This window comes from Pseudomonas profundi (assembly GCF_008638305.1).
Classification (GTDB): Bacteria; Pseudomonadota; Gammaproteobacteria; order Pseudomonadales; family Pseudomonadaceae; genus Halopseudomonas; species Halopseudomonas profundi.
Genome location: NZ_VTPZ01000001.1, coordinates 42,309 through 66,716, shown reverse-complemented (window position 1 = coordinate 66,716; position 24,408 = coordinate 42,309). Strand labels below are relative to the sequence as shown.

Annotated in this window: 22 protein-coding genes and 1 pseudogene; 20 read left to right on the top strand and 3 right to left on the bottom strand. The window is 57.7% G+C overall.

The window, feature by feature from the left end:
• Positions 1-4 precede the first annotated feature (4 nt).
• The 5 genes and pseudogenes from FZE95_RS00305 to FZE95_RS00280 all read left to right on the top strand — a co-directional run bounded on the left by FZE95_RS00305 (position 5) and on the right by FZE95_RS00280 (position 4,527).
• On the top strand, positions 5-1,045 hold the full coding sequence (locus FZE95_RS00305) for a DUF2955 domain-containing protein (RefSeq protein ID WP_150298828.1): 1,041 nt from the start codon (positions 5-7) through the stop codon (positions 1,043-1,045).
• A 568-nt stretch (positions 1,046-1,613) separates the two neighbouring features.
• Positions 1,614-2,329, top strand: a pseudogene (locus FZE95_RS20005) (chemotaxis protein CheB).
• A 56-nt stretch (positions 2,330-2,385) separates the two neighbouring features.
• The gene (locus tag FZE95_RS00290; protein WP_150298826.1) at positions 2,386-2,676 is read left to right on the top strand and encodes a hypothetical protein; all 291 of its coding nucleotides are present in this window, start codon (positions 2,386-2,388) and stop codon (positions 2,674-2,676) included.
• Between the two features lie 48 nt (positions 2,677-2,724).
• Complete coding sequence (locus tag FZE95_RS00285) at positions 2,725-2,904, top strand: con-10 family general stress protein (RefSeq protein ID WP_150298825.1); 180 nt, start codon at positions 2,725-2,727, stop codon at positions 2,902-2,904.
• A 300-nt stretch (positions 2,905-3,204) separates the two neighbouring features.
• On the top strand, positions 3,205-4,527 hold the full coding sequence (locus tag FZE95_RS00280; protein WP_150298824.1) for a substrate-binding domain-containing protein: 1,323 nt from the start codon (positions 3,205-3,207) through the stop codon (positions 4,525-4,527).
• A 104-nt stretch (positions 4,528-4,631) separates the two neighbouring features.
• Here FZE95_RS00280 and FZE95_RS00275 read toward each other — a convergent pair whose 3' ends face one another.
• A complete protein-coding gene (locus FZE95_RS00275; protein WP_150298823.1) occupies positions 4,632-5,060 on the bottom strand; it encodes a hypothetical protein in 429 nt (142 codons plus the stop codon).
• A gap of 225 nt (positions 5,061-5,285) precedes the next feature.
• On the opposite strand from FZE95_RS00275, the gene FZE95_RS00270 reads away from it, so the two are divergent.
• From FZE95_RS00270 to FZE95_RS00255, 4 genes are all read left to right on the top strand, one after another.
• Entirely contained in the window at positions 5,286-6,539 is a 1,254-nt protein-coding gene (locus FZE95_RS00270) for a TolC family protein (protein ID WP_150298822.1), read from the top strand.
• On the top strand, positions 6,536-7,996 hold the full coding sequence (locus FZE95_RS00265; RefSeq protein ID WP_150298821.1) for an efflux RND transporter periplasmic adaptor subunit: 1,461 nt from the start codon (positions 6,536-6,538) through the stop codon (positions 7,994-7,996). The genes FZE95_RS00270 and FZE95_RS00265 overlap by 4 nt, the downstream gene beginning before the upstream one ends.
• Positions 7,986-11,126: an efflux RND transporter permease subunit gene (locus FZE95_RS00260; RefSeq protein ID WP_150298820.1), complete on the top strand. Its 3,141-nt coding sequence runs from the start codon at positions 7,986-7,988 to the stop codon at positions 11,124-11,126. Before FZE95_RS00265 ends, FZE95_RS00260 begins: the two co-directional genes overlap by 11 nt.
• 125 nt (positions 11,127-11,251) lie before the next feature.
• Positions 11,252-12,628, top strand: a complete 1,377-nt coding sequence (locus FZE95_RS00255; RefSeq protein ID WP_150299318.1) for a heavy metal sensor histidine kinase — start codon at positions 11,252-11,254, stop codon at positions 12,626-12,628.
• Between the two features lie 10 nt (positions 12,629-12,638).
• On the opposite strand, the gene FZE95_RS00250 is transcribed toward FZE95_RS00255, so the two are convergent.
• Together FZE95_RS00250 and FZE95_RS00245 are read right to left on the bottom strand one after the other, a co-directional pair.
• A complete protein-coding gene (locus tag FZE95_RS00250) occupies positions 12,639-13,328 on the bottom strand; it encodes a heavy metal response regulator transcription factor (RefSeq protein WP_150298819.1) in 690 nt (229 codons plus the stop codon).
• A gap of 156 nt (positions 13,329-13,484) precedes the next feature.
• Positions 13,485-13,811, bottom strand: a complete 327-nt coding sequence (locus tag FZE95_RS00245) for a four-helix bundle copper-binding protein (protein WP_150298818.1) — start codon at positions 13,809-13,811, stop codon at positions 13,485-13,487.
• A gap of 407 nt (positions 13,812-14,218) precedes the next feature.
• Here FZE95_RS00245 and FZE95_RS00240 point away from each other — a divergent pair, with 407 nt between their 5' ends.
• The 11 genes from FZE95_RS00240 (at position 14,219) to FZE95_RS00190 (ending at position 24,407) form a co-directional block, all read left to right on the top strand.
• Entirely contained in the window at positions 14,219-16,030 is a 1,812-nt protein-coding gene (locus tag FZE95_RS00240) for a copper resistance system multicopper oxidase (RefSeq protein WP_150298817.1), read from the top strand.
• A 13-nt stretch (positions 16,031-16,043) separates the two neighbouring features.
• On the top strand, positions 16,044-17,006 hold the full coding sequence (locus FZE95_RS00235) for a copper resistance protein B (protein WP_397387063.1): 963 nt from the start codon (positions 16,044-16,046) through the stop codon (positions 17,004-17,006).
• Positions 17,007-17,227: 221 nt separating this feature from the next.
• Positions 17,228-17,773, top strand: coding sequence for a c-type cytochrome (locus tag FZE95_RS00230; RefSeq protein WP_150298815.1), 546 nt, complete (start codon positions 17,228-17,230; stop codon positions 17,771-17,773).
• Between the two features lie 10 nt (positions 17,774-17,783).
• Positions 17,784-18,239, top strand: coding sequence for a DUF305 domain-containing protein (locus FZE95_RS00225; protein ID WP_150298814.1), 456 nt, complete (start codon positions 17,784-17,786; stop codon positions 18,237-18,239).
• Positions 18,240-18,346: 107 nt separating this feature from the next.
• Positions 18,347-18,805, top strand: a complete 459-nt coding sequence (locus FZE95_RS00220; RefSeq protein WP_150298813.1) for a hypothetical protein — start codon at positions 18,347-18,349, stop codon at positions 18,803-18,805.
• 215 nt (positions 18,806-19,020) lie between these two features.
• Complete coding sequence (locus FZE95_RS00215; protein ID WP_150298812.1) at positions 19,021-19,872, top strand: STAS domain-containing protein; 852 nt, start codon at positions 19,021-19,023, stop codon at positions 19,870-19,872.
• Between the two features lie 2 nt (positions 19,873-19,874).
• The gene (locus tag FZE95_RS00210) at positions 19,875-20,237 is read left to right on the top strand and encodes an STAS domain-containing protein (RefSeq protein ID WP_150298811.1); all 363 of its coding nucleotides are present in this window, start codon (positions 19,875-19,877) and stop codon (positions 20,235-20,237) included.
• Complete coding sequence (locus FZE95_RS00205; RefSeq protein ID WP_150298810.1) at positions 20,234-20,638, top strand: anti-sigma regulatory factor; 405 nt, start codon at positions 20,234-20,236, stop codon at positions 20,636-20,638. The genes FZE95_RS00210 and FZE95_RS00205 overlap by 4 nt, the downstream gene beginning before the upstream one ends.
• On the top strand, positions 20,635-21,639 hold the full coding sequence (locus FZE95_RS00200) for an ATP-binding protein (RefSeq protein WP_150299317.1): 1,005 nt from the start codon (positions 20,635-20,637) through the stop codon (positions 21,637-21,639). The genes FZE95_RS00205 and FZE95_RS00200 overlap by 4 nt, the downstream gene beginning before the upstream one ends.
• Complete coding sequence (locus FZE95_RS00195; RefSeq protein WP_150298809.1) at positions 21,632-22,477, top strand: sensor histidine kinase; 846 nt, start codon at positions 21,632-21,634, stop codon at positions 22,475-22,477. Before FZE95_RS00200 ends, FZE95_RS00195 begins: the two co-directional genes overlap by 8 nt.
• Positions 22,470-24,407: a response regulator gene (locus tag FZE95_RS00190; protein ID WP_150298808.1), complete on the top strand. Its 1,938-nt coding sequence runs from the start codon at positions 22,470-22,472 to the stop codon at positions 24,405-24,407. The genes FZE95_RS00195 and FZE95_RS00190 overlap by 8 nt, the downstream gene beginning before the upstream one ends.
• The last annotated feature ends 1 nt before the right edge of the window (position 24,408 follow it).

The window sequence follows — 24,408 nt, the reverse complement described above, 5'->3', positions numbered from 1 at the left end:
CGCGATGAGACCCATACTGCTGGTCAGTAAGCGACAGCTGGAAGCCAATGATGTGCGTCAGTGCCTGCGGATCGCCTTCGGCGGCATGCTGGGTTTTCTGTTGTGCAAGTACATGGGATGGAACTACGGCGCCTTTTTCGTGGTACAGCCGATACTGCTGCTGGGAATGGTGCCAACTCTCAATGGCCACGTGATGCGGCAATTCCTGGCTAACATGTTGCTAGTGAGCTTTGCGGTGCTGGTCATTCAGGGGATGTTTGGCGATAAGCCGGTGCCGATGATCCTCCTGGTGATTGCCATGTTCGCACTGCTATTCAGACAGATGAGCCGGGGCGCCAATTTTCTGTTTGGCGCAATGTCGGTGGTCAACCTGTCAATGCAGCTGCATTTCGCCAGTTACCCGACGGCAGATCTCGGCGATATTGTCGCCTCGAACATCGCATCGTTATTCACCACTCTGTTCATCGTCATGTTGATGCACGCGCTGTTCGGCGACGTCGCGCCGCGTGAGCCTCGGCGGCTACCGAGCAAACCGCTGACCAACCAGCGCCATGAGGTGATCCTGGCCACAACGGTGGCAACACTCTCCTTCGTGGTGTTCCAGATATTCAACTTGCAGGGCGGCTTGTCCGCCCAGGTAGCCAGCATTCTGGTGCTGTTTCCGCTTAACTGGAAAGGCGCAGGCCCGGCAGGCTGGAATCGGGTACTGGGCACACTGGTGGGTTGCAACGTGGGCTTGGTCGTACAATTCGTGCTAATGGACCATTTCGATGTCCTTCCCTTCGTTGCCGCCGGACTCTGGCTCAGCTTGATGCTCTTCGCTCGAGTCCACCTGCTTGAAGGCGGGTCCGGCGCCGGCTTTGCCGCCCTGACGACCATGGCCATTCTCTTCGGTCAGAATCTTTCGCCGCGCCAGGACCTATTCTATAGCGATCTGTATCGCTTCTGGTCTCTGTCGATTTCGGTGACGCTGTCACTTATCGCAGTTTACTTGCTGCACCTGATTCTGAATCGGTTTCAAGCAACGCGCTTTATGCAAGCATAGGGCTTGATGAGGTAGCCAAGCAGCTGAACGAGCGTCCACGGATAGCCGAAAAGCCGATGTACGGATGCGCTACCTGCTTCGGTCACAAGCACACGTCTTCCCCCGACAAAGCCTCCGAACGGGACTGCCCATCAAAGAAAAGGCTTCCTCCCTCATTTGACGTGCTGCGGATTGGTTCAATTGGCACCGATTGCACTTGTTGCCGGCTGGCCTGCGCATGGAATCAATGGGCAACCCGAAAGAAAAACAACCCAACGACGATACCCATGATTCTCGAAGCCGCTACTCCGTTATCGATCGCACGAGAACATTTCGCGACGACGATTAGCGCGCTGAACAAAACGCTTTCGGGAAAGCAGATGCTCGCTGCTTCTATCCGGCGGGTTCCAATGTGCCGACCAGCGAGTGAGCAGAACCGGGCCCACCCCTGAAGCACTAATACCTGCTCAATCACCCCGCACATGATCACGTCCGCTGGCTTGGCAGCTCATAACAGGCTGCCTATGCTGTCTTTCTACCGAGACACACACGAGCAGCCCGAAGGGGCGACCTGCCGGCTGCGTTTTTAGTGGTGCTGCATATCCCACCCTACGTGCGCAGCGAACTGAGAGAGATACGTTCGCTAGAAACCGAGGTGCCTGTCGTTTCCGTTGATGCCAACCAGCCGCTGGAAGCCGCCACCGTATACGTGGCTAGCGCGGACCACCACCTGCTATTGGCAGACGAAGGCATCCGTATTACGAGGGGCCCCAAGGAGTGCAGGGTAAGGCCGGCGATCGACGTGCTGTTCCGATCGGCTTCGGTTGTTTTTCAAGAGCGTGTAATCGGGGTTGTTTTTCAAGAGCGTATAATCGGGGTTGTATTGAGTGGTGCGTTGGACGATGGCACCGCCGGCCTCTGGCAATCAAGGACAGGAGTGGGCTTGCCTTTGTTCAGTACCCATCAGAAGCGCTTTACGACTCCATGCCAAAAAGCGCTATTCAGCACGTTGAAACCGACTCCGTTGGTACGCTTGTTGAGCTTGCGGAACGCATCACGACAACAGTCAAAATCTCGCTGCAGCCCTGCGCGCCACGACCGGACAACGAACGATATCGGGTCGAAAACGGGATCAGTGTTGATGGTAACGGGCTTGGCGCAGGCGTGATGAATCCTGGGAAGGTTTCCAATTACACCTGTCCGGACTGCCATGGCGTTCTGGTACAGATCAATGAAGGCTCGATTGTCAGGTTTCGCTGCCACACAGGGCATGCTTTTCAATCAAAACCCTCATTGCCGAAGTGAACGCGGCGATTGATGTAGGCTTGTGGGGCACGCTGAGAGCGGTTGAAGAAAGGGTCATGCTACTGTGTCAAATGGCCAGTTTGGCTGAGGCAGACCAGTGTTCTGGAGAAGCGGAACGTTACCGAGCGCTTGCTGCAGATGCGGAGGCTCGGCTCAAGCCTTTGCGGGAGCCGGTATTGGACGGGGATTTCTTCAAGCTTGAACAGGCGGTCACGAACTCGAAAAAGATGCTGATCCAGGCAAAATCGCTATTTTTTCTCGACGATATCATATTGATTCTGCAAGACATCCTTTCGTCGGCGTTGCTGAAACGCCAAGAACTTATCGAGCATGCGGGCCTCCATTGAATAGAGGCGCTTGATACTCAAGTCAGCCCCGAGACGTGGAGGAAAATCATGAGTAATGATGCCAAAGGCAACCCAGGCAACTTCGCAAATGATAAAGAGAAAGCATCCGAAGCCGGGCAGAAGGGCGGTCAGAACAGCGGCGGCAATTTCGCCAATGATAAAGAAAAGGCTTCAGAAGCAGGCAAGAAGGGTGGCGAGAACAGCCACAGCGGCGGCCGTAATAGCTGATCGCAAAAACGGGGGCATAAGCCCCCGTTTCTTCGTGCCCCCTACCTCATTAGGGCCGGCACCGTCACCACACTGATCACGTAGCTGTCTCCCTACCTAATCGCAAAAGTCGCGGTATATTGAATACACATCCCGCCGACCCGCAGCGTAACTATTCATCGAAACCTCGGATGTAATACCAGACGGCTGTATCGTCAGGGCGGAAACTGGCTGATGTTCGTAATGCCCCTGTAATCTGAATGACACATTTTCGCCGCACTCTGGCTCGCTAAAACATGGACGTCCGATGTGAGGTTAGCGATGCAATCAGTTTGCGGCAGGCTCCTGCGCCACCTGGGATTTACTCTGGCTTTTGCACCCGGGCTGGTAGTTGCCCACGACATGGAAATCCACGGATCCAACACCATTGGCGCAACGCTCGCTCCAATGCTGGTGACCAGCTTCATGGAACAGCTGAGTGGAGCCCCTGTCGCAGCGAGGGCAACCGGGACCGAGAACGAGACGCTTCTCAGTACCACGCTGGACGGTCAGCCGTTGACCGCGCTGGTAGCCGCCCACGGCACCAGCACCGGCTTCACCTCGCTGGCGTCCAACGGCGCCGACATCTGGGCTGCCTCACGACGCATCAAGGCAAATGAAGTCGATGCCATGGCGGGACGAGCTGACATGACCAGCGCGGACAACGAGCACATCATTGCCATTGATGGCCTGGCGATTCTGGTACATCCATCCAACCCGGTCGATGAGCTCAGCATAGACACCATGGCGAAGATTTTCGCTGGCGAGATTACCAACTGGTCAGCGGTTGGCGGTCCTGACCGGGCGATTCAGGTGTACGCCCGCGATGACCGCTCGGGAACCTGGGACACGTTCAAGGATCTGGTTCTGGCGGGCAACTTCAAGCTGACTGGCCAAGCCCTGCGCTACGAGTCAAACGACCAACTGTCGATGGATGTCAGCGGTGATCCGGCGGGCATCGGCTTTGCCGGTTTCGCCTCGGTGGGTAACGCCAAACTGTTGGCTATCGCTGACGGTAACGCCCCGGCCCTCAAACCCAGTCGGCTATCGGTGGCGACTGAAGACTATCCGTTGTCTCGCCGGCTATACCTTTATACACCCGGGGCAACCGGCTCACCTTTGACCCAAGCCTTTATCCAATATGCCCAGAGCCAGGCGGGGCAGGATATCGTGGCCAAATCCGGATTCTTCTCCCAGAACCCCTTTGCAGTTGATCCAGTACTGGACAGCAGCGTTCCCGACTCTTTCAAGCGCTTGACCGAACGCTATCAGCGCCTCTCTGTAAACATTCGTTTCGCTGAGGGCCGCACCAAGCTCGATAACAAAGCCAACCGAGATTTAATGCGCATTCAGGGATATCTCGAACAAACCGGTAAAACCGGGCGCGACATAATGCTGATTGGCTTTGCAGACAAGCAAAGCGACGAGCTTCGCGCTCAGATGATTTCCGAACTGCGTGCCCTGTCCGCCAGTAAAGCACTGCGCGAACGTGGCACCGTCGTATTGGGCCATACCGGATATGGGCATTACATGCCCGTTGGCTCAACGGGTGGAGCAACCGGTGCGCAGCGCAATGGGCGGGTCGAGGTATGGGTCCGGCGCTGAGCGGGACCATTACTTGCTGCCCATCAATGCATGGTCGGCTGCCAGTGCAACCCGCACGCTTTGGCTGAACTGACCTGCGACACACAAATGGGTTTGTTCATCAATCAATCGCCCCTATGGCCGGTAAGCAACAATGAAGCAATCCACACCCGACGTCCCAATGCCTGATGATCCGGTAGGCTGAACGAAGCTGACATAAATGTAATGTTCAGCTCAGTTTGCTGACAGCAGGGCCTGATAAGCTTGGCGGCATCCACTGACCGGACGTATTCAGAAAAGGATTTGTCGCAGGTGTTGTGCACCTGCCAGCCAAAACCATGATCAGCTATCGAAACCTGTTTCTCATTATCCTCATGCTCCTTGCGCTGCCCCTGACAGGGACGGCGGAAATGAGAAATGCAGATGCATTTCATGCGGATCACCAGTCGGATCCTGCTTTCGACAGCGCCACACCCGAGCTGGAAAATCGTCCCCAGGAGTGCCTCACCCAGGGTGACGGAAGGGCTGTTTGCGACACCGGTGAAGAGTGTCAAACCAGTAGTCTGTTCCAGCTAGCGTCTGGCGAATTCAGTTTGCCTACACTCAGCCCACTCCTTTCAGTTTCTCTCCGGGACCAAGTCCCAACCCGCGCCCCTGATACCGTCTGGCATCCTCCCCGTAGCTGATTTCGCTCATGTTTCCAGGTTCGCCTGACCCGTCAGGTCGGGTGGTCGAAGCATGCCGCTGGCATGCGCTAGAACATCATCGGAATCACAAATATGAACTACCGAATCATCGGGGTGCGTTCGTCCGCAGCTGTCCTGTTGGTTGGCCTACTGGCTGTGCCAGGTATCTCAGCCGCGCTGACCCTTGAAGAAGCCCTCAGACTGGCCGAGCGCGAAGCGCCTTCATTGGCAGCGCGCAATGCAAACCTGCTGGCCGCGCAAAGCGCTATTGGTCCGGCAGGCGAGCTGCCTGATCCGAAAGTGACCCTTGGTCTTCAGAGCGTACCTATCGAAGGCGAAGCCAGCCTGCGACTGAACGCTGAGCCAATGACCATGCAGATGGTTGGCCTGATGCAGGAAGTGCCCAACCGGGCCAAGCGACACGCACGTGTGCAAGCCGCCGAAGCGACCGCAGCGCTGGCGCATGCTCAGCAGAGAGTTGAGCGCATCAAGATTCGTCAGCTGACAGCGCAGGCCTGGATTGACGCAATGGCCGCGGAACAGAAGCTGAAGATCTTCAAGCAGCTGTATGCCGAAAATCAACTTACGTCTCAGGCCGTCCAAGCCAGAATCGCAGGAGGGCGTGGTTTGACGGCCGACAGCCTGTTGCCCAGGCAGGAAGCTGCCCAGTTGGCCGAGCAGCAAGATCTGCTCAAGCGTGATCAGGCGATAGCGCGTGCCGGGCTGCGGCGCTGGATCGGCGAAGCCGCAAGTACGCCGCTGGACGGGAACTGGCCAACCTGGGGGAACGATATAGACCTCTACCGCCACAACCTCAATCGCCATCCAGAGCTGATGGCGTTTGGTCCTATGGGTGATCGTGCTGAGGCGAGAATTGCGGAAGCCGTCTCGGATAAAAAACCTGACTGGGGATGGGGTGCGGAGTATCAACGCAGGGGCGGTGGGTTCGGCGACATGGTCAGCGTCAGTGTCAGTTTCGATCTGCCGGTCTTCCCTGGGTCCAGACAGGAGCCGAGAATCGCCGCCGAGCGTGCGCGCCTTGCCGGCCTGCAGGCGGAGCAGCAGGCCATGCTGCGCCTGTACGAGCAGCAGCTGGCTGAGGATGCCGCTGACTTGCAGCGGCTCAAGCAGGCGGTGTCCAGACTTGATGAAACGCTGCTCCCGCTCGCTGAGGAAAAAATTCGCCTTGCGATGACGGATTACCGGTCCGGCAAGGGTGAACTCACCTCGGTAATCGACGCACGCGAGGCGCTTGTGACCTTGCGTATGCGGCGTGTCGACCTTTCCCGCGATCAATCACTCGTCAGTGCCCGTCTGTATTTTGCCTTTGGAGATATCCAGCCATGACCTTTCCTATCAAGCGACTGGCTCTGCTGATGAGCCTGCCGATGCTACTCAATGCCGGCGGTGCCGGACTCATATTGGCCGCAGGTAACGTTCAGGCTCAAGCGGCTGATCAGGAGGAACGAGAAGTCCTCTATTGGTACGACCCCATGTATCCGCAGGAGCGCTTTGATGCGCCGGGTCCATCTCCATTCATGGATATGGCGCTTCTGCCGCGTTACGCCGATGAAGGAGGCGATGGCGCATCAGTTACCATCGATCCGAGCGTGATGCAAAACCTTGGCATGCGCACAGCGCCGGTTAAACGGGAAGCCATCAATCAGACCGTAGAAGCCGTCGGCAGCCTGGTGTTCGATGAGCGTGATGTGGCCATCGTGCAGGCACGTAGCGGTGGCTTTGTCGAAAAGGTCTACGACCGGGCGCCGGAAGATGTGATAGCGAAAGATGCGCCCTTGGCAGATCTCTTCGTGCCGGACTGGGCCGCAGCCCAGGAGGAGTACCTGGCTTTGCGTGGCATGAACGAGCCGCAGCTGGTTGCTGCAGCACGTCATCGTCTGCGTCTGGCTGGTGTGCCGGCTGAGGCGGTCGCGGAACTTGAGCGCACCGGCAAAGCGCGGTCGAGCTGGACGATCACCAGCCCCATCGCCGGTGTGCTTCGCTCGCTTGACGTCCGGGAAGGGATGACGTTGTCTGCCGGTGCGTTACTCGCACGCATTAACGGACTGGAAAACGTGTGGCTGGAAGTGGCCGTCCCTGAGGCTCAGGTGGCCGAGCTTGCGGTGGGGCAGAGCGTTGAAGCCAGATTGCCCGCGTTCAAGGGCGAAAGCCTGGAGGGATCTATCGAAGCGGTATTAACCCAGGCGAACCTGGACAGCCGCACGGTAAGAGTGCGGATCGAGTTACCCAACCCAGATCTTCGCCTGCACCCCGGCATGACGGCGCACGTCACTTTGAGCCGAGCTCAGGATGCTGCGTTGATGGTGCCCGCTGAGGCATTGATCCGTACCGGTCGGCGAACGCTCGTCATGCTTGCCGAGGATAAAGGGACATTCCGTCCGGTTGAGGTTCAGCCCGGCCGTGAGGCCGGCAACAAGACCGAAGTTTTGAGCGGGTTGCAGGCAGGCCAGCAAGTGGTTGTCTCCGGGCAGTTTCTGCTCGACTCCGAAGCCAGCCTGCGTGGGTTAGTCGTTGAACCAGAACAACCGGAGCCAACCGTGGCGCCGGCACCGCATCAAGCCGAAGGCACCATCACAAGTCTGGATGATGGCAAGGTCGGCTTGTCCCACGGGCCCTTCAAGACATTGAACATGCCCGGCATGACCATGGCGTTCCCAGTCGCTGACAAACAGTTGCTGGAAGGCCTGAGAGAGGGCGACCGCGTTCGCGTCGGTGTTCGCGAGGAAGATAAAGGGCTCGTCATCGTGCAAATCGAGCAGCTCGGAGGCGGCCATGATCACTAATATCATTCGCTGGTCGGTAACCAATCGTTTTCTGGTTCTGCTAGCCACCCTGTTTTCAGTCGTGTGGGGCGTATGGGCGGTACAAAACACAGCCGTCGATGCACTGCCGGATCTGTCCGATGTGCAGGTCATTATCCGCACACCCTATGCCGGTCAGGCCCCGCAAATCGTTGAGAGTCAGGTGACCTATCCGCTGACCACTACCATGTTGTCGGTGCCGGGAGCGAAGACCGTACGCGGCTATTCGTTCTTTGGCGACAGCTATGTGTATGTCCTGTTCGAGGATCGCACGGACCTCTACTGGGCGCGCTCGCGCGTGCTGGAATATCTCAGTCAGGTGCAAAGTCGGCTGCCGGACGGTGTCGCGCCTACGCTGGGTCCGGACGCCACAGGGGTCGGCTGGATTTATCAGTACGCACTGGTGGACCGCACCGGTCAGCACGACCTTGCCCAGCTGCGGTCGTTGCAGGACTGGTTTCTGCGCTACGAGCTCAAGACCCTTCCTAACGTGGCCGAGGTGGCGACGATCGGCGGAATGGTCAAACAGTATCAGGTGGTGCTCGATCCGGTACGCATGGCTAGCCGCGAGGTGACGCAACAGCAAATCAAGCAGGCGATCAAGGAGAGTAATCAGGAAACAGGCGGCAGCGTACTGGAGCTTGGCGAGAGTGAGTTTATGGTTCGTGCTTCAGGTTATCTTGAGTCGTTGCAAGATTTTCGCGATATTCCGCTGCGCCTGGACAGCGGCGGCGTGCCGGTCACGCTGGGTGATGTTGCGCATATTCAGCTGGGCCCGGAAATGCGCCGTGGGATTGCCGAACTGGATGGGGAGGGCGAAGTGGTGGGCGGTGTGGTCATTCTGCGTAGCGGCAAGAACGCCCGCGAAACCATTACCGCCGTAGACGCCAAACTGGAGGAGCTGAAAAAAAGCCTGCCCGAGGGCGTCGAGGTGGTCACCACCTACGATCGCAGCACACTGATAGACAACGCCGTAAAAAACCTCAGCCACAAGTTGCTGGAAGAGTTCATCATCGTGGCGCTGGTGTGCGTTCTATTCCTCTGGCACGTGCGCTCATCGCTGGTGGCCATTGTCTCGCTGCCGGTCGGCATTCTGATTGCTTTTATCATCATGCAGCGCCAGGGTATCAACGCGAACATCATGTCATTGGGGGGCATTGCCATCGCCATTGGAGCCATGGTCGACGCTGCCATCGTGATGATTGAGAACGCCCACAAACATATCGAAGCCTGGCACAAGAACAATCCCGATAGGAAACTGGAGGGCGCCGAGCACTGGAAAGTGATCACCGATGCGGCGATCGAAGTCGGGCCGGCGCTGTTCTTCAGCCTGCTGATCATTACCCTGTCATTCATTCCTGTATTCACGCTCGAAGCACAGGAAGGGCGCATGTTCGGCCCGCTGGCCTTTACCAAAACCTATGCTATGGCAGCGGCCGCAGGGCTATCGGTCACCCTGGTTCCGGTGCTGATGGGCTACTGGATTCGCGGCAAGATCCCTGAGGAAGACCGCAACCCCATCAACCGTGGACTCATCCGGGTGTACCAGCCAGCGCTTGAAGCGGTGCTCCGTTGGCCCAGGGTCACCATAGCGGTCGCAGTACTCGTCTTTCTTACGGTTCTTTGGCCGGTCTCTCGCCTGGGTGGAGAATTTCTGCCGCCCCTGGATGAGGGCGATCTGCTGTATATGCCGACGGCGCTGCCGGGGTTATCAGCACGGAAGGCCTCTGAGCTTCTGCAACAAACTGATCGCCTGATCAAAACCGTCCCCGAGGTGGCGCGGGTATTCGGCAAGGCCGGCCGTGCCGATACCGCGACTGATCCTGCGCCTCTGACCATGTTCGAGACGACCATCCAGTTCAAACCGAAAGACCAATGGCGCCCAGGCATGACGCCTGAGAAGCTGGTCAAGGAACTGGATCAGGCCGTTCAGGTGCCAGGGTTGGCCAATCTCTGGGTGCCGCCCATTCGCAACCGCATCGATATGCTGGCCACCGGCATCAAGAGCCCAATAGGGGTCAAGGTGTACGGCGCTGAGCTGGCGCAAATTGACAAGGTCGCCCAATCCGTTGAGCGCATTGCCAAGACAGTGCCAGGTGTTAGCTCGGCGGTGGCCGACCGCATCACCGGTGGACGTTACATTGATGTCGACATCAATCGAGGGGCGGCGGCACGCTACGGGCTGAACATCGCTGAGGTGCAGGCCATTGTCGCTGGCGCTATTGGCGGCGCGAACATCGGCGAGACGGTAGAGGGCCTGGCGCGCTACCCGATCAGCTTGCGCTATCCGCGCGAATGGCGTGACTCGCTCAGCGAGCTTCGCAATCTGCCGATCTACACGCCGCAGGGTAGCCAGATCACCCTGGGCAGCGTCGCGCAAATCAAGGTGACCGAGGGCCCGCCGATGCTGAAAAGCGAGAACGCCCGGCTGACAGGCTGGGTATACGTTGACGTGCGCGACCGGGACATGGCCTCGGTGGTGGGCGATTTGCGTACGAAAATAGAGGAAGAGGTGATGCTTGAGACGGGTATGAGCATCAGCTATTCCGGACAGTTCGAGTACATGGAGCGCGCCAACGCAAAGCTTAAACTGGTTGTGCCGGCCACGCTGCTGATCATCTTCGTGCTGCTCTATCTTATTTTCAATCGCTTCAGTGAAGCGCTGTTGATCATGGCGACACTCCCGTTCGCGTTGACTGGCGGTGTGTGGTTCCTGTATCTGCTCGATTACAACCTGTCGATAGCGACGGGTGTTGGCTTCATTGCGCTGGCCGGTGTATCCGCTGAGTTTGGCGTCATCATGCTTCTGTATCTGACCAATGCCTGGGCGGATCACCGGCGCGCCGGACGCTCCGATACCCTGGCGCTGGTGGATGCCATTCGAGAAGGCGCGGTACAACGCGTTCGGCCCAAAGCGATGACGGTAGCGGTTATCATCGCGGGTTTGCTTCCTATCCTGTTGGGCAGCGGTACGGGTAGCGAAATCATGAGCCGGATTGCCGCGCCTATGGTTGGCGGTATGATTACAGCACCCTTGCTATCACTCTTTGTGTTACCGGCAGCGTATCTGTTGCTGAGACGCCGGGAGACCGCGCAGAACCCGCCGAGCTGATGCCAGGCAGCGTTGGCGGCTTGCCGAACTCCGCCAACGCGACCTATGGTGGCTGGGTGGAACGATACGATGCTGTCCACGCACGAGCCATCTGCTGTGGGCTCAACACCGAACGAGAGGCAGAAATGGGCAGGTTGTCGCTACGCGGGAGGATGGCGTTTCTTTTCATCATGGTGGTGACCGCGGTGCTGACACTCGCCGCCATCAGTTTCGATTATTTCTGTCGTCTGCATTTCGAGCGGCAGGATGCCCAGCTGCTTGATCAGAGAGTCGGACAGGTCAAAGCTATTCTCACGCGCGGTAGCGGGCTGGACGCGGCAATGGTGGCGGACATCAACCGCCTGATCGATACCTCTTTCGGGTTGGCTGCCGTGATCAAGGAAGCCGATCAGGTGGTGTATTCCCATCACAAACTGTCCGAGAAGCTGGGCGCACTGCTTAGCCCAGGACAGGATGACCGGTGGTTCATCGATCTGGGAGACAACCGCTACAGTGGCATCACCGAGCGCATCCCGGGGTGGTCTGGCGGGGACGGAGGAACGATTCACCTGGCGCTAGATGTCACCCATCGCACGCACTTTTACGAAATGATTCGCCAGTGGTTTATTTACACGTTGGTGGTCAGCGCGATTCTCAGCGGTGCGCTTGGTTTTGTCTTTATACGCAGAGGGTTGGAGCCGATATCCAAACTATCCCGGACGTCTTCCGTCATCACTGCGAACTGCCTGGATACCCGCATTTCAACCGAGTCAGTGCCGAGTGAACTCCACGAGCTTGTTGCTAATTTCAACGCCATGCTTGAGCGACTCGATCAGTCCTTTTTACGGCTGTCGAACTTCTCTGCCGATATAGCGCATGAGCTACGCAGCCCGTTGAACAGCATGCTGACGCAGACTGAAGTCGCGCTGTTGAAGGATCGCGACGCGACGGATTACAAAGACACGCTGTTTTCGACGCTTGAAGAGCTCCGCCGTATGGCGCGGATGGTTGACGACATGCTGTTCCTCGCCAAGGCCGATAACGGCATGATCACACCCGACTTCGAAGACCATGATCTGGCGGAGGTCGCCTCGAACGTATTGGAGTATTACGAATACGCTGCCGACGAAAAAGGCATCAAACTGACTGTGCACAGCGATGGTCCGGCGCCTGTGAGAGGGGATGACCTCATGCTACGTCGAGCAATCTCCAACGTGATGTCGAATGCGGTGCGCTATGGCGAGGCCGACACCACCATTGATATCACCATCTCCAAAAACGGCCCGTGGGTGGAACTCAAGGTAAGCAACCAGGGCCCGACGATCCCCTCTGAGCATATCGAGAAGCTGTTTGATCGATTCTACCGGGTGGACAGCGCACGGCGGGAGGGCAGCACTTTGAACGCGGGTCTGGGCATGGCGATTACAAACTCCATTGTGCAGGCGCATAAAGGAAAGATCATCTGTACCTCGGCTGAAGGCGTCACTACCTTCGGGGTGAAGCTACCAGCGGGAACAGTCTGACCCTTGCCATCTAGCCCTGACCCGCTTCGTCACCGTCAATAAAATAGCCCATGCCCCGCACCGTATGGATCAGCTTGACCGGGTAGTCGTCGTCGATCTTTACCCGCAGCCGTCGGATTGCGACTTCAATAATGTTGGTGTCGCTGTCGAAATTGATATCCCACACTTGCGAGGCAATGAGCGATTTGGATAACACTTCGCCACGCCGGCGCAGCAGCAGTTCCAGTAACTTGAATTCCTTGGCGGTCAGGTCGATACGCTTGCCGCCGCGCTCCGCCCTGCGCTTGAGCAGGTCTATCTGAAGGTCCTCTACGGTCAGTGTGGTCTGGACGGTGGTGCCGTTACCTCGGCGTAAAAGGGATCTGACCCGAGCAAGCAGCTCGGAGAACGCGAAGGGTTTGACCAGATAGTCATCGGCGCCCAGTTCCAGCCCCTTGACCCGATCTTCCACCCGGTCTCTGGCAGTGAGAAACAGAGTAGGGGTGGCATTTCCGCCGGCACGCACATGTTCCAGCACCTGCCAGCCATCCAGGCCCGGCATCATCACATCCAGAATCAACAGGTCGTATTGTTCGTTAAGGGCCTGCTGGGCCGCATCAATCCCGTTTGTGACCAGGTCAACCACAAACCCGGCCTCACTGAGGCCCTGTTTCAGGTAAATGCCGGTCTTCGGCTCATCTTCTGCAACCAGGATTTTCACAATTAAGCTCCTAAGCGATAGCTCATTGTGCCGATCTCCACTGGGGGAAGCCATTTCCTTTCAGAAATGTAATGAGGTTGAGTCTAATGCATCATCGATACTCAGATTTCGCCTGGATTGGCGCGCCCGTACTGGTCCCGAGCGCGCCAAGCGGTCTTAACCAGCCATCCGCTCACATTCTTCGGCGCAGGCCATACAAGCCTCTGCACAGCGCTGACAATGATCTGCTTCATGTTTTTTACACTCTTCGCCACAGGCGCGGCAGATCTGAGCACAGATTCGGCAAACTTCCTTGGCATACTCACTGTCTCGGGCCATGAAGTTAGCGGCCAGTTGGCAGATATCCGCGCAGTCAAGGTCGAGCTTGATGCAGCGAGCCATCATCTTCACATCGTCTTCGCCGAGGCACGCAGCGGCGCAGGTTTGGCATACGATCGCACAGTTGCTACAGGCCTGGATGCATGATTCAAATTTGGAATTCATGTGTGTCTCTCCACTTTAAAGGTTGGTTTGTGCCGCCTCGCTAGTCGGGCGGGCACATGCTTGTGATTAAAGGCGAGGAGAGAAGTTTTACCCTGAGGATCTAACTGACAGAATTGTAATGTCCCGATCAGGCGGGCGACATACTCGTCTGGCGTCTTCCTTGACGAGAGTGCTGTTTGGGTGGGCTCCTTCTCTCTACAACTTCTTACTCCTTTTTGTGGAGATGTTTCGCGCCCTCTGTGGCGCTTTTTTTTTGCCCGTACGGGCCGCGTTGTCCGACCGAAGCGCAATAAACCTGACGCAAATGTAATCACGCACCGGGTACAGATATGGCAGATTTAAGCGTTTTTCAGGCAATCATTCGCTGCAGTCGGTTAATCGAGTTCATAACGACGGGACATAAGGGCATGCAATACAAGACTTCAAGACGGACCTTCGTCAAAGGTTTAGTCGCAACCGGACTGGCTGGAGGGCTTGGGTTGTGGCGTTCACCTGTATGGGCTTTGACCAGCCCCGGCCAGCCCACGGTCTTGACGGGAACCGAATTTGACTTGGTTATCGGCGAAACGCCGGTGAACATCACAGGCAAGCCGCGAACCGCGATGACTATCAATGGCACTATTCCAGGCCCGCTGTTGCGCTGGCGTGAGGGTGACACTGTTACGTTGCGCGTTGCGAACCGGCTTAGCGAAGACACCTCGATCCATTGGCATGGCATCATTCTGCCGGCCAATATGGACGGTGTGCCGGGCTTGAGCTTTCATGGCATCGCCCCTGATGGCATGTACGAATACCGGTTCCAGGTTAACCAGAACGGCACCTACTGGTATCACAGCCACTCCGGTTTTCAGGAACAGGCCGGTGTATACGGCCCCCTGGTTATCGACCCCAAGGCCCCGGAGCCCTTCGACTACGACCGCGATTATGTCGTCATGCTGACTGACTGGACTGACGAAAGCTCGGAGGCCGTCATGGCCAAGCTGAAGAAGCAGTCCGATTATTACAACTTCAACCAGCGCACCCTGGGTGACTTCATTGACGATGTAAGGCACGACGGTTTGAGCGCAACGCTTGCCGACAGAACAATGTGGGCGCAGATGAAGATGAGCCCAACGGACCTGGCCGATATAAGTGGCTATACCTATACCTACCTCATGAACGGCCAGGCACCCAATGGCAATTGGACGGGGGTGTTCAGACCCGGCGAAAAGCTGCGCCTGCGCTTTATCAACGGCTCAGCCATGAGCTACTTCGACGTACGCATTCCCGGCTTGAAGATGACCGTGGTCGCCGCAGATGGCCTGCATGTCAATCCGGTCAGCGTCGACGAGTTCCGGATTGCGGTCGCGGAAACCTACGATGTGATCGTCGAGCCTGAGGACGAACAGGCATATACCATTTTTGCCCAGTCAATGGACCGCACCGGCTTTGCGCGGGGCACGCTGGCGGTTCGAGAAGGGCTGAGCGCACCGGTTCCCGAAACAGACCCGCGCCCCGAGCTCAGCATGCAGGACATGGGTATGGATCATGGGAGCATGGCCGGTATGGATCACGGCGCTGTTCAACCGACGGCGGAGAAGGACCATAGCCAGATGGACCATGACTCGATGAATCACGGTGATATGGATCATAGCCAGTCGAGCACGATGGATCACGGTGCCGATGCTACCAATGGAGCGATGGGAGCGATGCAGCAACATCCAGCTAGCGAAGAGGGCAATCCGCTGGTCGATATGCAGACGATGATGCCGACTCACAAGCTGGACGATCCGGGGCTGGGGCTGCGCGACAATGGTCGGCGCACGCTGACCTATGCTGACCTCCGCAGTACCTTTCCCGATCCGGATGGCCGCGAGCCGAGCCGAACCATCGAGCTGCATCTCACCGGCCATATGGAAAGATTCTCCTGGTCCTTTGATGGTGTGGAGTTCTCCGACGCCGAGCCGCTGCGGCTGACCTACGGCGAGCGCGTCCGCATCACCCTGGTCAACGACACGATGATGACGCACCCGATTCATCTGCATGGAATGTGGAGCGACCTTGAGGACGAGAACGGACACTTTATGGTGCGCAAACACACCATCGATATGCCCCCGGGATCCAGGCGCAGCTATCGCGTGACGGCCGATGCCTTGGGGCGATGGGCCTATCACTGCCACCTGCTGTTTCACATGGAGATGGGGATGTTTCGTGAAGTCCGTGTCGATGAGCGAACCTGAAGGAGCCGCAACAATGAATCTTTGCAAGCGCAATTATCTTACCCGCAATGCCTTGAAGGCTGCGTTGCTGCTGAGCATTGTTCCCGTCCAGGTTGCTCTGGGAGCCGAAGAACACGGGGAACACCACGGCACCACCATGGATCACGAACCGGTGCAGCAGGACGTGGACCATAGCCAGATGCAACACCATCCAGCTGAACACGATGAGGTGGACCATAGCCAGATGGGACACGGCTCGTCGGGATTGGACCGACCTGACGGTGTGCTGCCCGCGTTTATCCCGGCCCTGACGGATGCTGATCGCGCCGCTGCGTTCCCGGCTATTCAGGGGCACACCGTGCACGACAAAGTGCCTTTCGGTCTGTTGCTGTTTGATCAGCTCGAATACCAGAACGCCGACGCAGGAAGCGTTCTGGCCTGGGAGGTTTCGGGATGGTGGGGCGGTGACATCGACCGGCTCTGGGTTCGCTCCGAGGGCGAGCGCACCAACGGCGTGACTGAGGATGCAGAGCTGCAATTGCTTTGGGGGCATGCTATCGGCCCCTGGTGGGAAGTGGTCGGCGGCGTGAGACAAGACTTCAAGCCGGGCTCGCCCCAGACCTGGGCCGCGCTGGGAGTACAGGGCATGGCACTGTATGGGCTGGAAGTACAGGCGACCGGCTACCTGGGTGAAGGCGGACAGACCGCTGCCCGCCTGGAAGGTGAGTACGACATCCTGCTGACCAACCGTCTGGTACTCCAGCCGGTGGCCGAGCTGAGTTTTTATGGCAAGGATGATCCCGCGCGTGGGGTAGGCTCCGGTTTGAGTAAGTTGGAAGCTGGCTTGCGCCTTCGCTATGAAATAGTCCGCGAGTTTGCGCCTTATATCGGCGTGAGCTGGGGGCGGTCTTTTGGAGAAACGGCCGATATCGCCCGGCAGGAAGGTGAGAAAACGGAAGAAGCGCGGTTTGTTGCTGGGGTACGCATGTGGTTTTAGAGCCGAACATGAAAACCGGCCAGGTTGCCCCAAAACCAGTCACCAAGTCTCGCCGGGACGCCAGCCGCTTTTGATCACCCTGACGGGGCGCGATCTCTGGCGTAGCTATGAGGGGCGGGACATTACATTTCTGTCAGCTTGGCATAATCGATGAAACCTCATCATCCTGCGCGAGTCACCTAACAGGGGCGGCTCTGTGAAGCTAGACAAGAGGTGATGCAATGCAAGCGAAAACCAGACAGTCAGCTTTCGGAGCTATCGCCGGAATTCTGGCGTTCATTCTAGTCGCCCTGGTTTTCATCATCTGGGTCGTTTATTCGGGTGCCTACAATGTTGGGGCGTCCCGGGACCATCAGCCCATCGTACGCTGGGCGTTCAAAACAACCATGAAAAACGCTGTGGTCGACAGAGCAGAGTCCATTGACATTCCTGCCTTGGACGACGCGATGGTTACTGGCGGAGCGGTACGCTATCAAGCAATGTGCGAACACTGCCACGGCGCTCCAGGAATTGAAAAAAGTGAGTGGTCTCAGGGCATGCTGCCGCGGCCTCCGCATCTTCCAGACGTTGTTTCTGAATGGAAGCCCAATGAAATATTCTGGCTGGTAAAAAACGGCGTGCGCATGAGCGGCATGCCTGCGTTTGGACCGACTCATAGTGATGATGATATGTGGCAAATCACAGCCTTTGTCGCACGGCTGCCTGGAATGACGGCTGATGAATATGCCAGTTTTGACACGGGCGACTCGGTAGATCAGAGACACTAAAGGAAACCATATGAATATGTCGTATTGGCGTTTCGGCGCAATGGTCAGCACCTCCACGATCATCATGTATGGGGTGATGTACCTCAACACCTACGCGCTCGAACATGTCCTGTGGAGCGAAACCAGAGCCTGGATGGCGCTTGTGATGGGCGCTGTCATGGCAGTGGTAATGCTCAGCTTCATGCTCAATATGTACCAGAAAAAAGGGGTGAATATCGCCATCTACGCGGGCAGCGCAGTGCTTTTCGTTGCCGCCCTATGGCTGGTGCGTAGCCAGGCTACCGTCGACGATGCCGAATATATGAAAGCTATGGTTCCTCATCATTCAATAGCAATCATGACCAGCGAGCGTGCGCAGATTACGGACCCACGAGTACGAAAGCTGGCCGATGAAATCATCGACGCGCAACGCCGCGAAATCTCGGAAATGAAATATCTCATTCGCGACCTGGAGGGGGCAGACTGATGCTTATGGCTTCCGCGTACCGTACTCGGCCCAGTCTGTTTCTTGCGGCCGCAGCACTAAGCGCCGCCTTTCTGGCTGGATGCGACGATCCTGCCTCCCGGGATGGTATGGACAATTCAATGATGCAGGCGCCGCCTCCAGAGGTAGTGGGGGCGCAACAAGCCGTCAACTCGCCTGATATCCCCACGATCGATCCCCAGACGATGCAACGTGCCGAAATCGAGAAGGTGCTGGGGGATGGTCCTTATTGCCAATACAGATACACCGCAGAGAGCCCTCCGGTACTGGCCGCCAGCAACGCTGCGAAGAACGAGAGATATCGTGCCGTCATGAAAATTCACGGCCGGCTGGTGGAGCTGTCAGCAGACCAGAATCCCGGTTATGAAAACCTGAATAAAGGGCTCGCGTTTACTGCACAAGGCCTGGAAATGAAGGTGTTTCCAGATGGAGAAGGACAGGCGGAGTCAGCGAAACCGGGAGAGCGCGTGGCAACAGAGCTGCATTTCTCTCTTGAGCAGGGGCTGAGCATTGGGTATCTCGGTTGGTATGAGTGCCAAGCGCAGTAGCTGCCGCGACGTTGATGCTGGACGCCGCGCTGAACCGCCCGATGTTCGCAACTCACTTGTGAACGCCGCGCTGCCCGTTCCGCACAAACGGCCGCCAGTCATGGCGATCCCAATTTGCAGTTCAGCCCGTTGCGACCTTTGATCGCGACGAAAACGCCAAAAGCGATCCAAAACAGGTACTATTCGTCAAATTTACTCAGCAGCGAGACTGACGAATGTCACAAATGGATCAAAGCATCATCGACGCGCTCTCGGGGCAGCAGTCGTCTATACAAGCGGCGTGGCTTGCCAACCTGGAAGAGAGCGGGGCGGCTCGTGGTGTACGTGGTGATGAACTGAAGAAGCAAACGGGTGATTTCCTGAAGCTGTTCAGCGAAGGGGTTGCCGAGTCGGGAATGGATAACTTGGGTGCCGCTGGTTGGGCCGAGGCTCGCGAATTCCTCGAAGCGTTGTCCCATAGCCGTGCTCTGCAAGGCCTCGATGCGCAGCAGACCGCCAGTTTCATATTCTCGCTCAAGCGTCCGCTGTTTGATCTGTTCCAACGCGAGACCTCGGTCGATCCGGCCACGCTGACCAACCATATCGCTGCGGTCTCCGAACTGCTTGATGCGATGGGGCTGCACACCGTGCGCACCTTCCAGAAGGCTCGCGAGGCGGTTATCAAGCGTCAGCAGGAAGAATTGCTGGAACTGTCGACGCCCGTGGTGAAACTGTGGGATGGCGTGCTGGCGCTACCAATGATCGGTACGCTGGACTCGCAGCGCACCCAGGTGGTCATGGAGTCGCTGTTGCAGCGCATCGTGGATACCGGTTCAGAAATTGCGATTATCGACATCACTGGCGTGCCGACAGTCGATACGCTGGTCGCGCAGCATCTGTTGAAGACCGTAACGGCCATCCGCCTGATGGGCGCCGATTGCATTATCAGTGGCGTGCGGCCGCAGATCGCCCAGACCATCGTGCACCTCGGGCTCGATCTTGAAGGTATTGTCACCAAGGCCAACCTTGCTGATGCCTTTGCGCTTGCTCTGCGCCGTTCAGGCCTTTCAGTAACCAAAGCGAGCTGATCATGGAACGTATCCCGATACTTCGGATGGGTGATTTTCTGCTCGTGACTGTCCAGGTAGAGATGCACGATCAGTTGGCGCTGAATCTGCAGGAAGACCTTGCTGATCGCATCAGCGCAACGGCCGCGCGGGGCGTGCTCATCGATATCTCCGCCCTGGAGATTGTGGACTCCTTTATTGGACGGATGATCGCCAACATTTCCGGCCTCTCCAAAATCATGGATGCGCAGACAGTACTTGTCGGCATGCAGCCGGCGGTTGCCATTACGCTGGTCGAACTGGGGCTGAATCTGCCGGGTGTCGCAACGGCGCTGAATGTTGACCGGGGAATGCAGTTGCTGCGCCACAGTGTGCAGCAACAATGAAGGTCACCGACAAGGGCACACGGCCCATCCGCACCGAGCAGGATATCGTTCTCGCCCGTCAGGCGTGCCGCAAGCTGGCGCAGGATTGCGGCTTGCGCCTGGTCGCGCAAACCAAGCTGGTAACGGCTGTGAGTGAGCTGGCGCGCAATACGCTGGTATATGGCGGCGGTGGCGACCTTGATTGGGAAATGCTGGAAGACGGGGTGCGTCGGGGCATTCGGATCGTTTTCAGCGATGAGGGTCCCGGCATCCCGGATCTGCAGCTGGCAATGACCGAAGGCTGGACGTCCGGAGGTGGGCTGGGTTTAGGGCTGACCGGCGCCAAGCGGCTGGTCAACGAGTTCGATCTCGAGACCGCGCCTGGCAAGGGCACCCGCATTTCGATCACCCAATGGACTTGAACCTCGCAGGTACGCTCACCGAGGTCATCCCGGTCGATGACGACAGTCGTATCGGCCAGGCCCGTCGTCGGGCCAAACAACTGGCTGAACAGCTTGGTTTCGATCAGACCGGCGCGGGCCGGGCAGCGTTGGTCGCGACCGAGCTGGCCACCAATATTTTCAAACATGCGCAGAGCGGTGAGTTGCATTGCCGGGTTGTACCCGGGCGCGGCGGGCAGGGCATCGAGCTTATCGCCATCGACAGGGGACCGGGCTTTGACGCGCACCGTTGCCTGCGCGACGGCTTCTCCACCGGAGGCACGCCGGGCGAAGGGTTGGGATCGATTTCCAGACAGTCCCAGGTGCTGGATATATACGCCGATGAGCGCGGGGCGGTTGTCCTGGCGCGACTGTTTCCCCGTGACGTGACGGATCTGCGGCTAGGGGTCAACCAGCACGCCATGCGTAATGAGGCGGCATGTGGTGATGTATGGCATCTGGCTGTTCGTGGGGGCAAGCTCAGCGCGTTGGTCATTGATGGACTGGGTCATGGCGAAGAGGCGGAAGAGGCGGGGCGCTGCGGCGCCGAAGCCTTTGCTCAGCGCCCTTTTGAACATCCGGATGCGCTGCTGACCGATATGCACCGCGCCATGAACGGTACGCGGGGCGGGGCGGCGGCCATTGCACAATACGACGCTGACAGCGGGACATTGCAATTTTCCGGAATTGGCAATATCGGTGCGCGGCTGATTTCGGCCCAGGGCTCGCGCGGCATGGCCTCGCATCCGGGCATTGTCGGCGTGCAGTATCGCAAGGCGCATACCTTTACTTATGCAGAGGCGAATGCTCAGCTGCTGGTCATGTACAGCGATGGTTTGCAGTCCCGCTGGGATCTTGGCGACTATCCGGCGTTGGGTATGCAGCACCCCGCGACTGTTGCAGCGGTGTTGCACAGGGATTTCTGCAGAGGCCGCGACGATGTCACCGTCATGGCTATAGACCTGGAGCTGCTCAATGGCTGAATCAAATGAACTGGCTCGCTTGCGGGCCGAGAACGAGGCCCTGCGACAGGAGCTTGAGGAGACCAATCAGGGGGTGCTTGCACTCTATGCCGAGCTGGACGCTCAGGCCGAAGAACTGAAGCAGGCGTCAGAGCTCAAAAGCCGCTTTTTGTCCTATATGAGCCACGAATTCCGCACTCCGCTTGGGTCGATACTCAGTATTGCCAGCTTGCTCAAGGATGAACTCGACGGGCCGCTCAACGAAGAGCAACAGAAGCAGGTGATGTTCGTGAAGAGCGCTGCGCGGGAGTTGACGGAAATGGTCAACGACCTGCTCGACCTGGCCAAGATTGAAGCGGGGCGAATCACCATTTCGCCGGGCTGGTTCGATATGTTCGACTTTTTCGCCGCGTTGCGCGGCATGTTCCGGCCAATCGTCGACACCGATGCAGTCGACCTGATCTTCGAGGAGCCGGTCGGTGTGCAGCGGTTGTATACCGATGACAAGAAGCTCGCCCAGATTCTGCGAAATTTCATTTCCAATGCGTTGAAATTCACCCTGCGCGGGGAGGTGCGGATTTCTGCGATGATGGTCGGCGAGGACCAGGTACGTTTTTCGGTTAGCGATACCGGAATTGGCATTCCCGCCGACATGCATGACCGCCTGTTCGAGGATTTCGTGCAGATCGATTCGCCTTTGCAGAAGCGTCTGCGCGGCACCGGGCTCGGCTTGTCACTGTGCAAGCGGTACGCTGCGTTGCTTGGTGGACGTGTCGGCATCGAAAGCCAGCCAGGTGTCGGTTCAACATTTTACCTGGTGATCCCGGTGTCGCTCAGAACGGAGGCAAGTGATGACTAAGCGGAGACTGCTCGTCGTCGACGACAACGCAGCCACTCGATATTCCATTCGCCGGCGGCTCGAGGCTCATGGCTATCTGGTGCTTGAGGCAGGCAACGGCGCTGACGGGCTGGCGCTGATCGATGAGGAATCGATCGACGCGCTGATTCTCGATATCAATCTGCCTGACATGAGCGGCTTCGATATTGCCCGCCGCTTGCGCGCCGATCCGCGCACAGCGGTATTGCCGGTTATTCATGTATCAGCCGCCTCAATCGAGACCAGCGACATCATCAATGGTCTGGAATCCGGAGCGGATGCCTATCTGGTTCACCCAATAGATCCCGACGTGCTGCTGGCGACGCTGGGTACGCTGCTGCGGGTGCGTGATACAGAGCGCGCACTGAAGGAGCGGGAAGAGCATTTTCGCGAAATCTTTGAAAATATTTCTGCGCCCATCGCTGTGGTCAATTCATCGTTTCAGGTGCACAACAAGAACCGCGCGTTTTCCAGGTTGATCGCTAGCTGCCCGGGTGATGATATCTCCAATTGCATGGCAGACGGCCAGGAGGACCTGCTGGATACCGTCAGTGCGAGAATCAAGGCAGGTAAACGCTGGACCGGGACCGCAACCATGCGTGGACCGTTTTCAGAGCGTATTACCCAATGGCAGGTAGCGCCGTACAGGCCGCCCGATCTGGCGCTTGTTTTTATTGAAGATGTGACCGAGCGGCTGCAAAAGGAGCGTAGCCAGGAGCAGCGGCTGGCTACTGTCAGTCACCAGTTGCAGCATGAAGTAAAGGTACGCGAGCGTACCGAAGCGCAGCTTCTGCAAGCCGGAAAGATGGATTCGCTGGGCAAGTTGACCGGCGGTATCGCCCACGATTTCAATAACCTCCTGACCAGCGTAATCATGAGCCTGGAGCTCATCACCGAACGGGTGGAGGCCGGGCGTTATGGCGAGATCAAACGCTACGCCGACACCGCGTTGCAATCGGCCAGAAGTGGCGCCGGTCTTACCCACCGTTTGCTTGCCTTTGCTAGACAGCAACCGCTGGAAGCCCGATCCATAGACGTCAATGCACTGGTTGGCTCGCTGGATGACTTCATTCGTCGCGCCATAGGTGAAAACATCCAGCTGGTCATGGAGTTGGCCCCCTCACCTGTGGTCGCCTACGCAGATGGAAGTCAGCTCGAAAGCGCATTGATCAACCTGGTAATCAACGCCCGGGACGCGCTGCCAAATGGCGGCGAGATCTGCATAAGCACCGAGGTGGTTACGGTGGAGCGTGATCCTGAACTTGCCGATGGGCGATATGCGGCGCTCAAAGTCAGAGATAACGGCATTGGTATCGCGCCCGAGGTGCTGGACAAGGTGTTCGACCCGTTCTTTACCACTAAATCTGTAGGCAAAGGGACCGGGTTGGGATTGTCCATGTTGTATGGCTTTGCCGGTCAGTCCGGTGGTGTGGCAAGGCTCTGTAGTGAGGTTGGGGAATTCACCGAAGTGATGCTGTTATTGCCAGTCGGCGAAGAAATACATCAAGCAGCTGAAGTGGAAGGCAACCCTGCCCGCGCCACGACGAGCGGACACATTCTGGTGGTTGAAGACATTATCGCTGTGAGTGCAGCCATCACCGAGCGGCTTACCGATGCCGGTTATCAATGTACGCAGACGGACAATGTAGAAAGCGCGCTGGCACTGCTGCATGGTGACGCGCCCATCGATCTGCTGCTGACAGATATCGGCCTGCCACGCATGAGCGGGCATGAACTGGCGGACGAAGCGCGGCGCGTACGGCCAAACCTGCCGGTATTGTTCATGACCGGTTATGCGGAAAGCGCCAAGGACCGGAACCAGTTCAGCCAACCCGGCACCGATATCCTGATGAAACCTTTCAACCTGGATGAGCTGCTCGCCAAGTTATTACGGTTAATGACCTCGGCCTGAT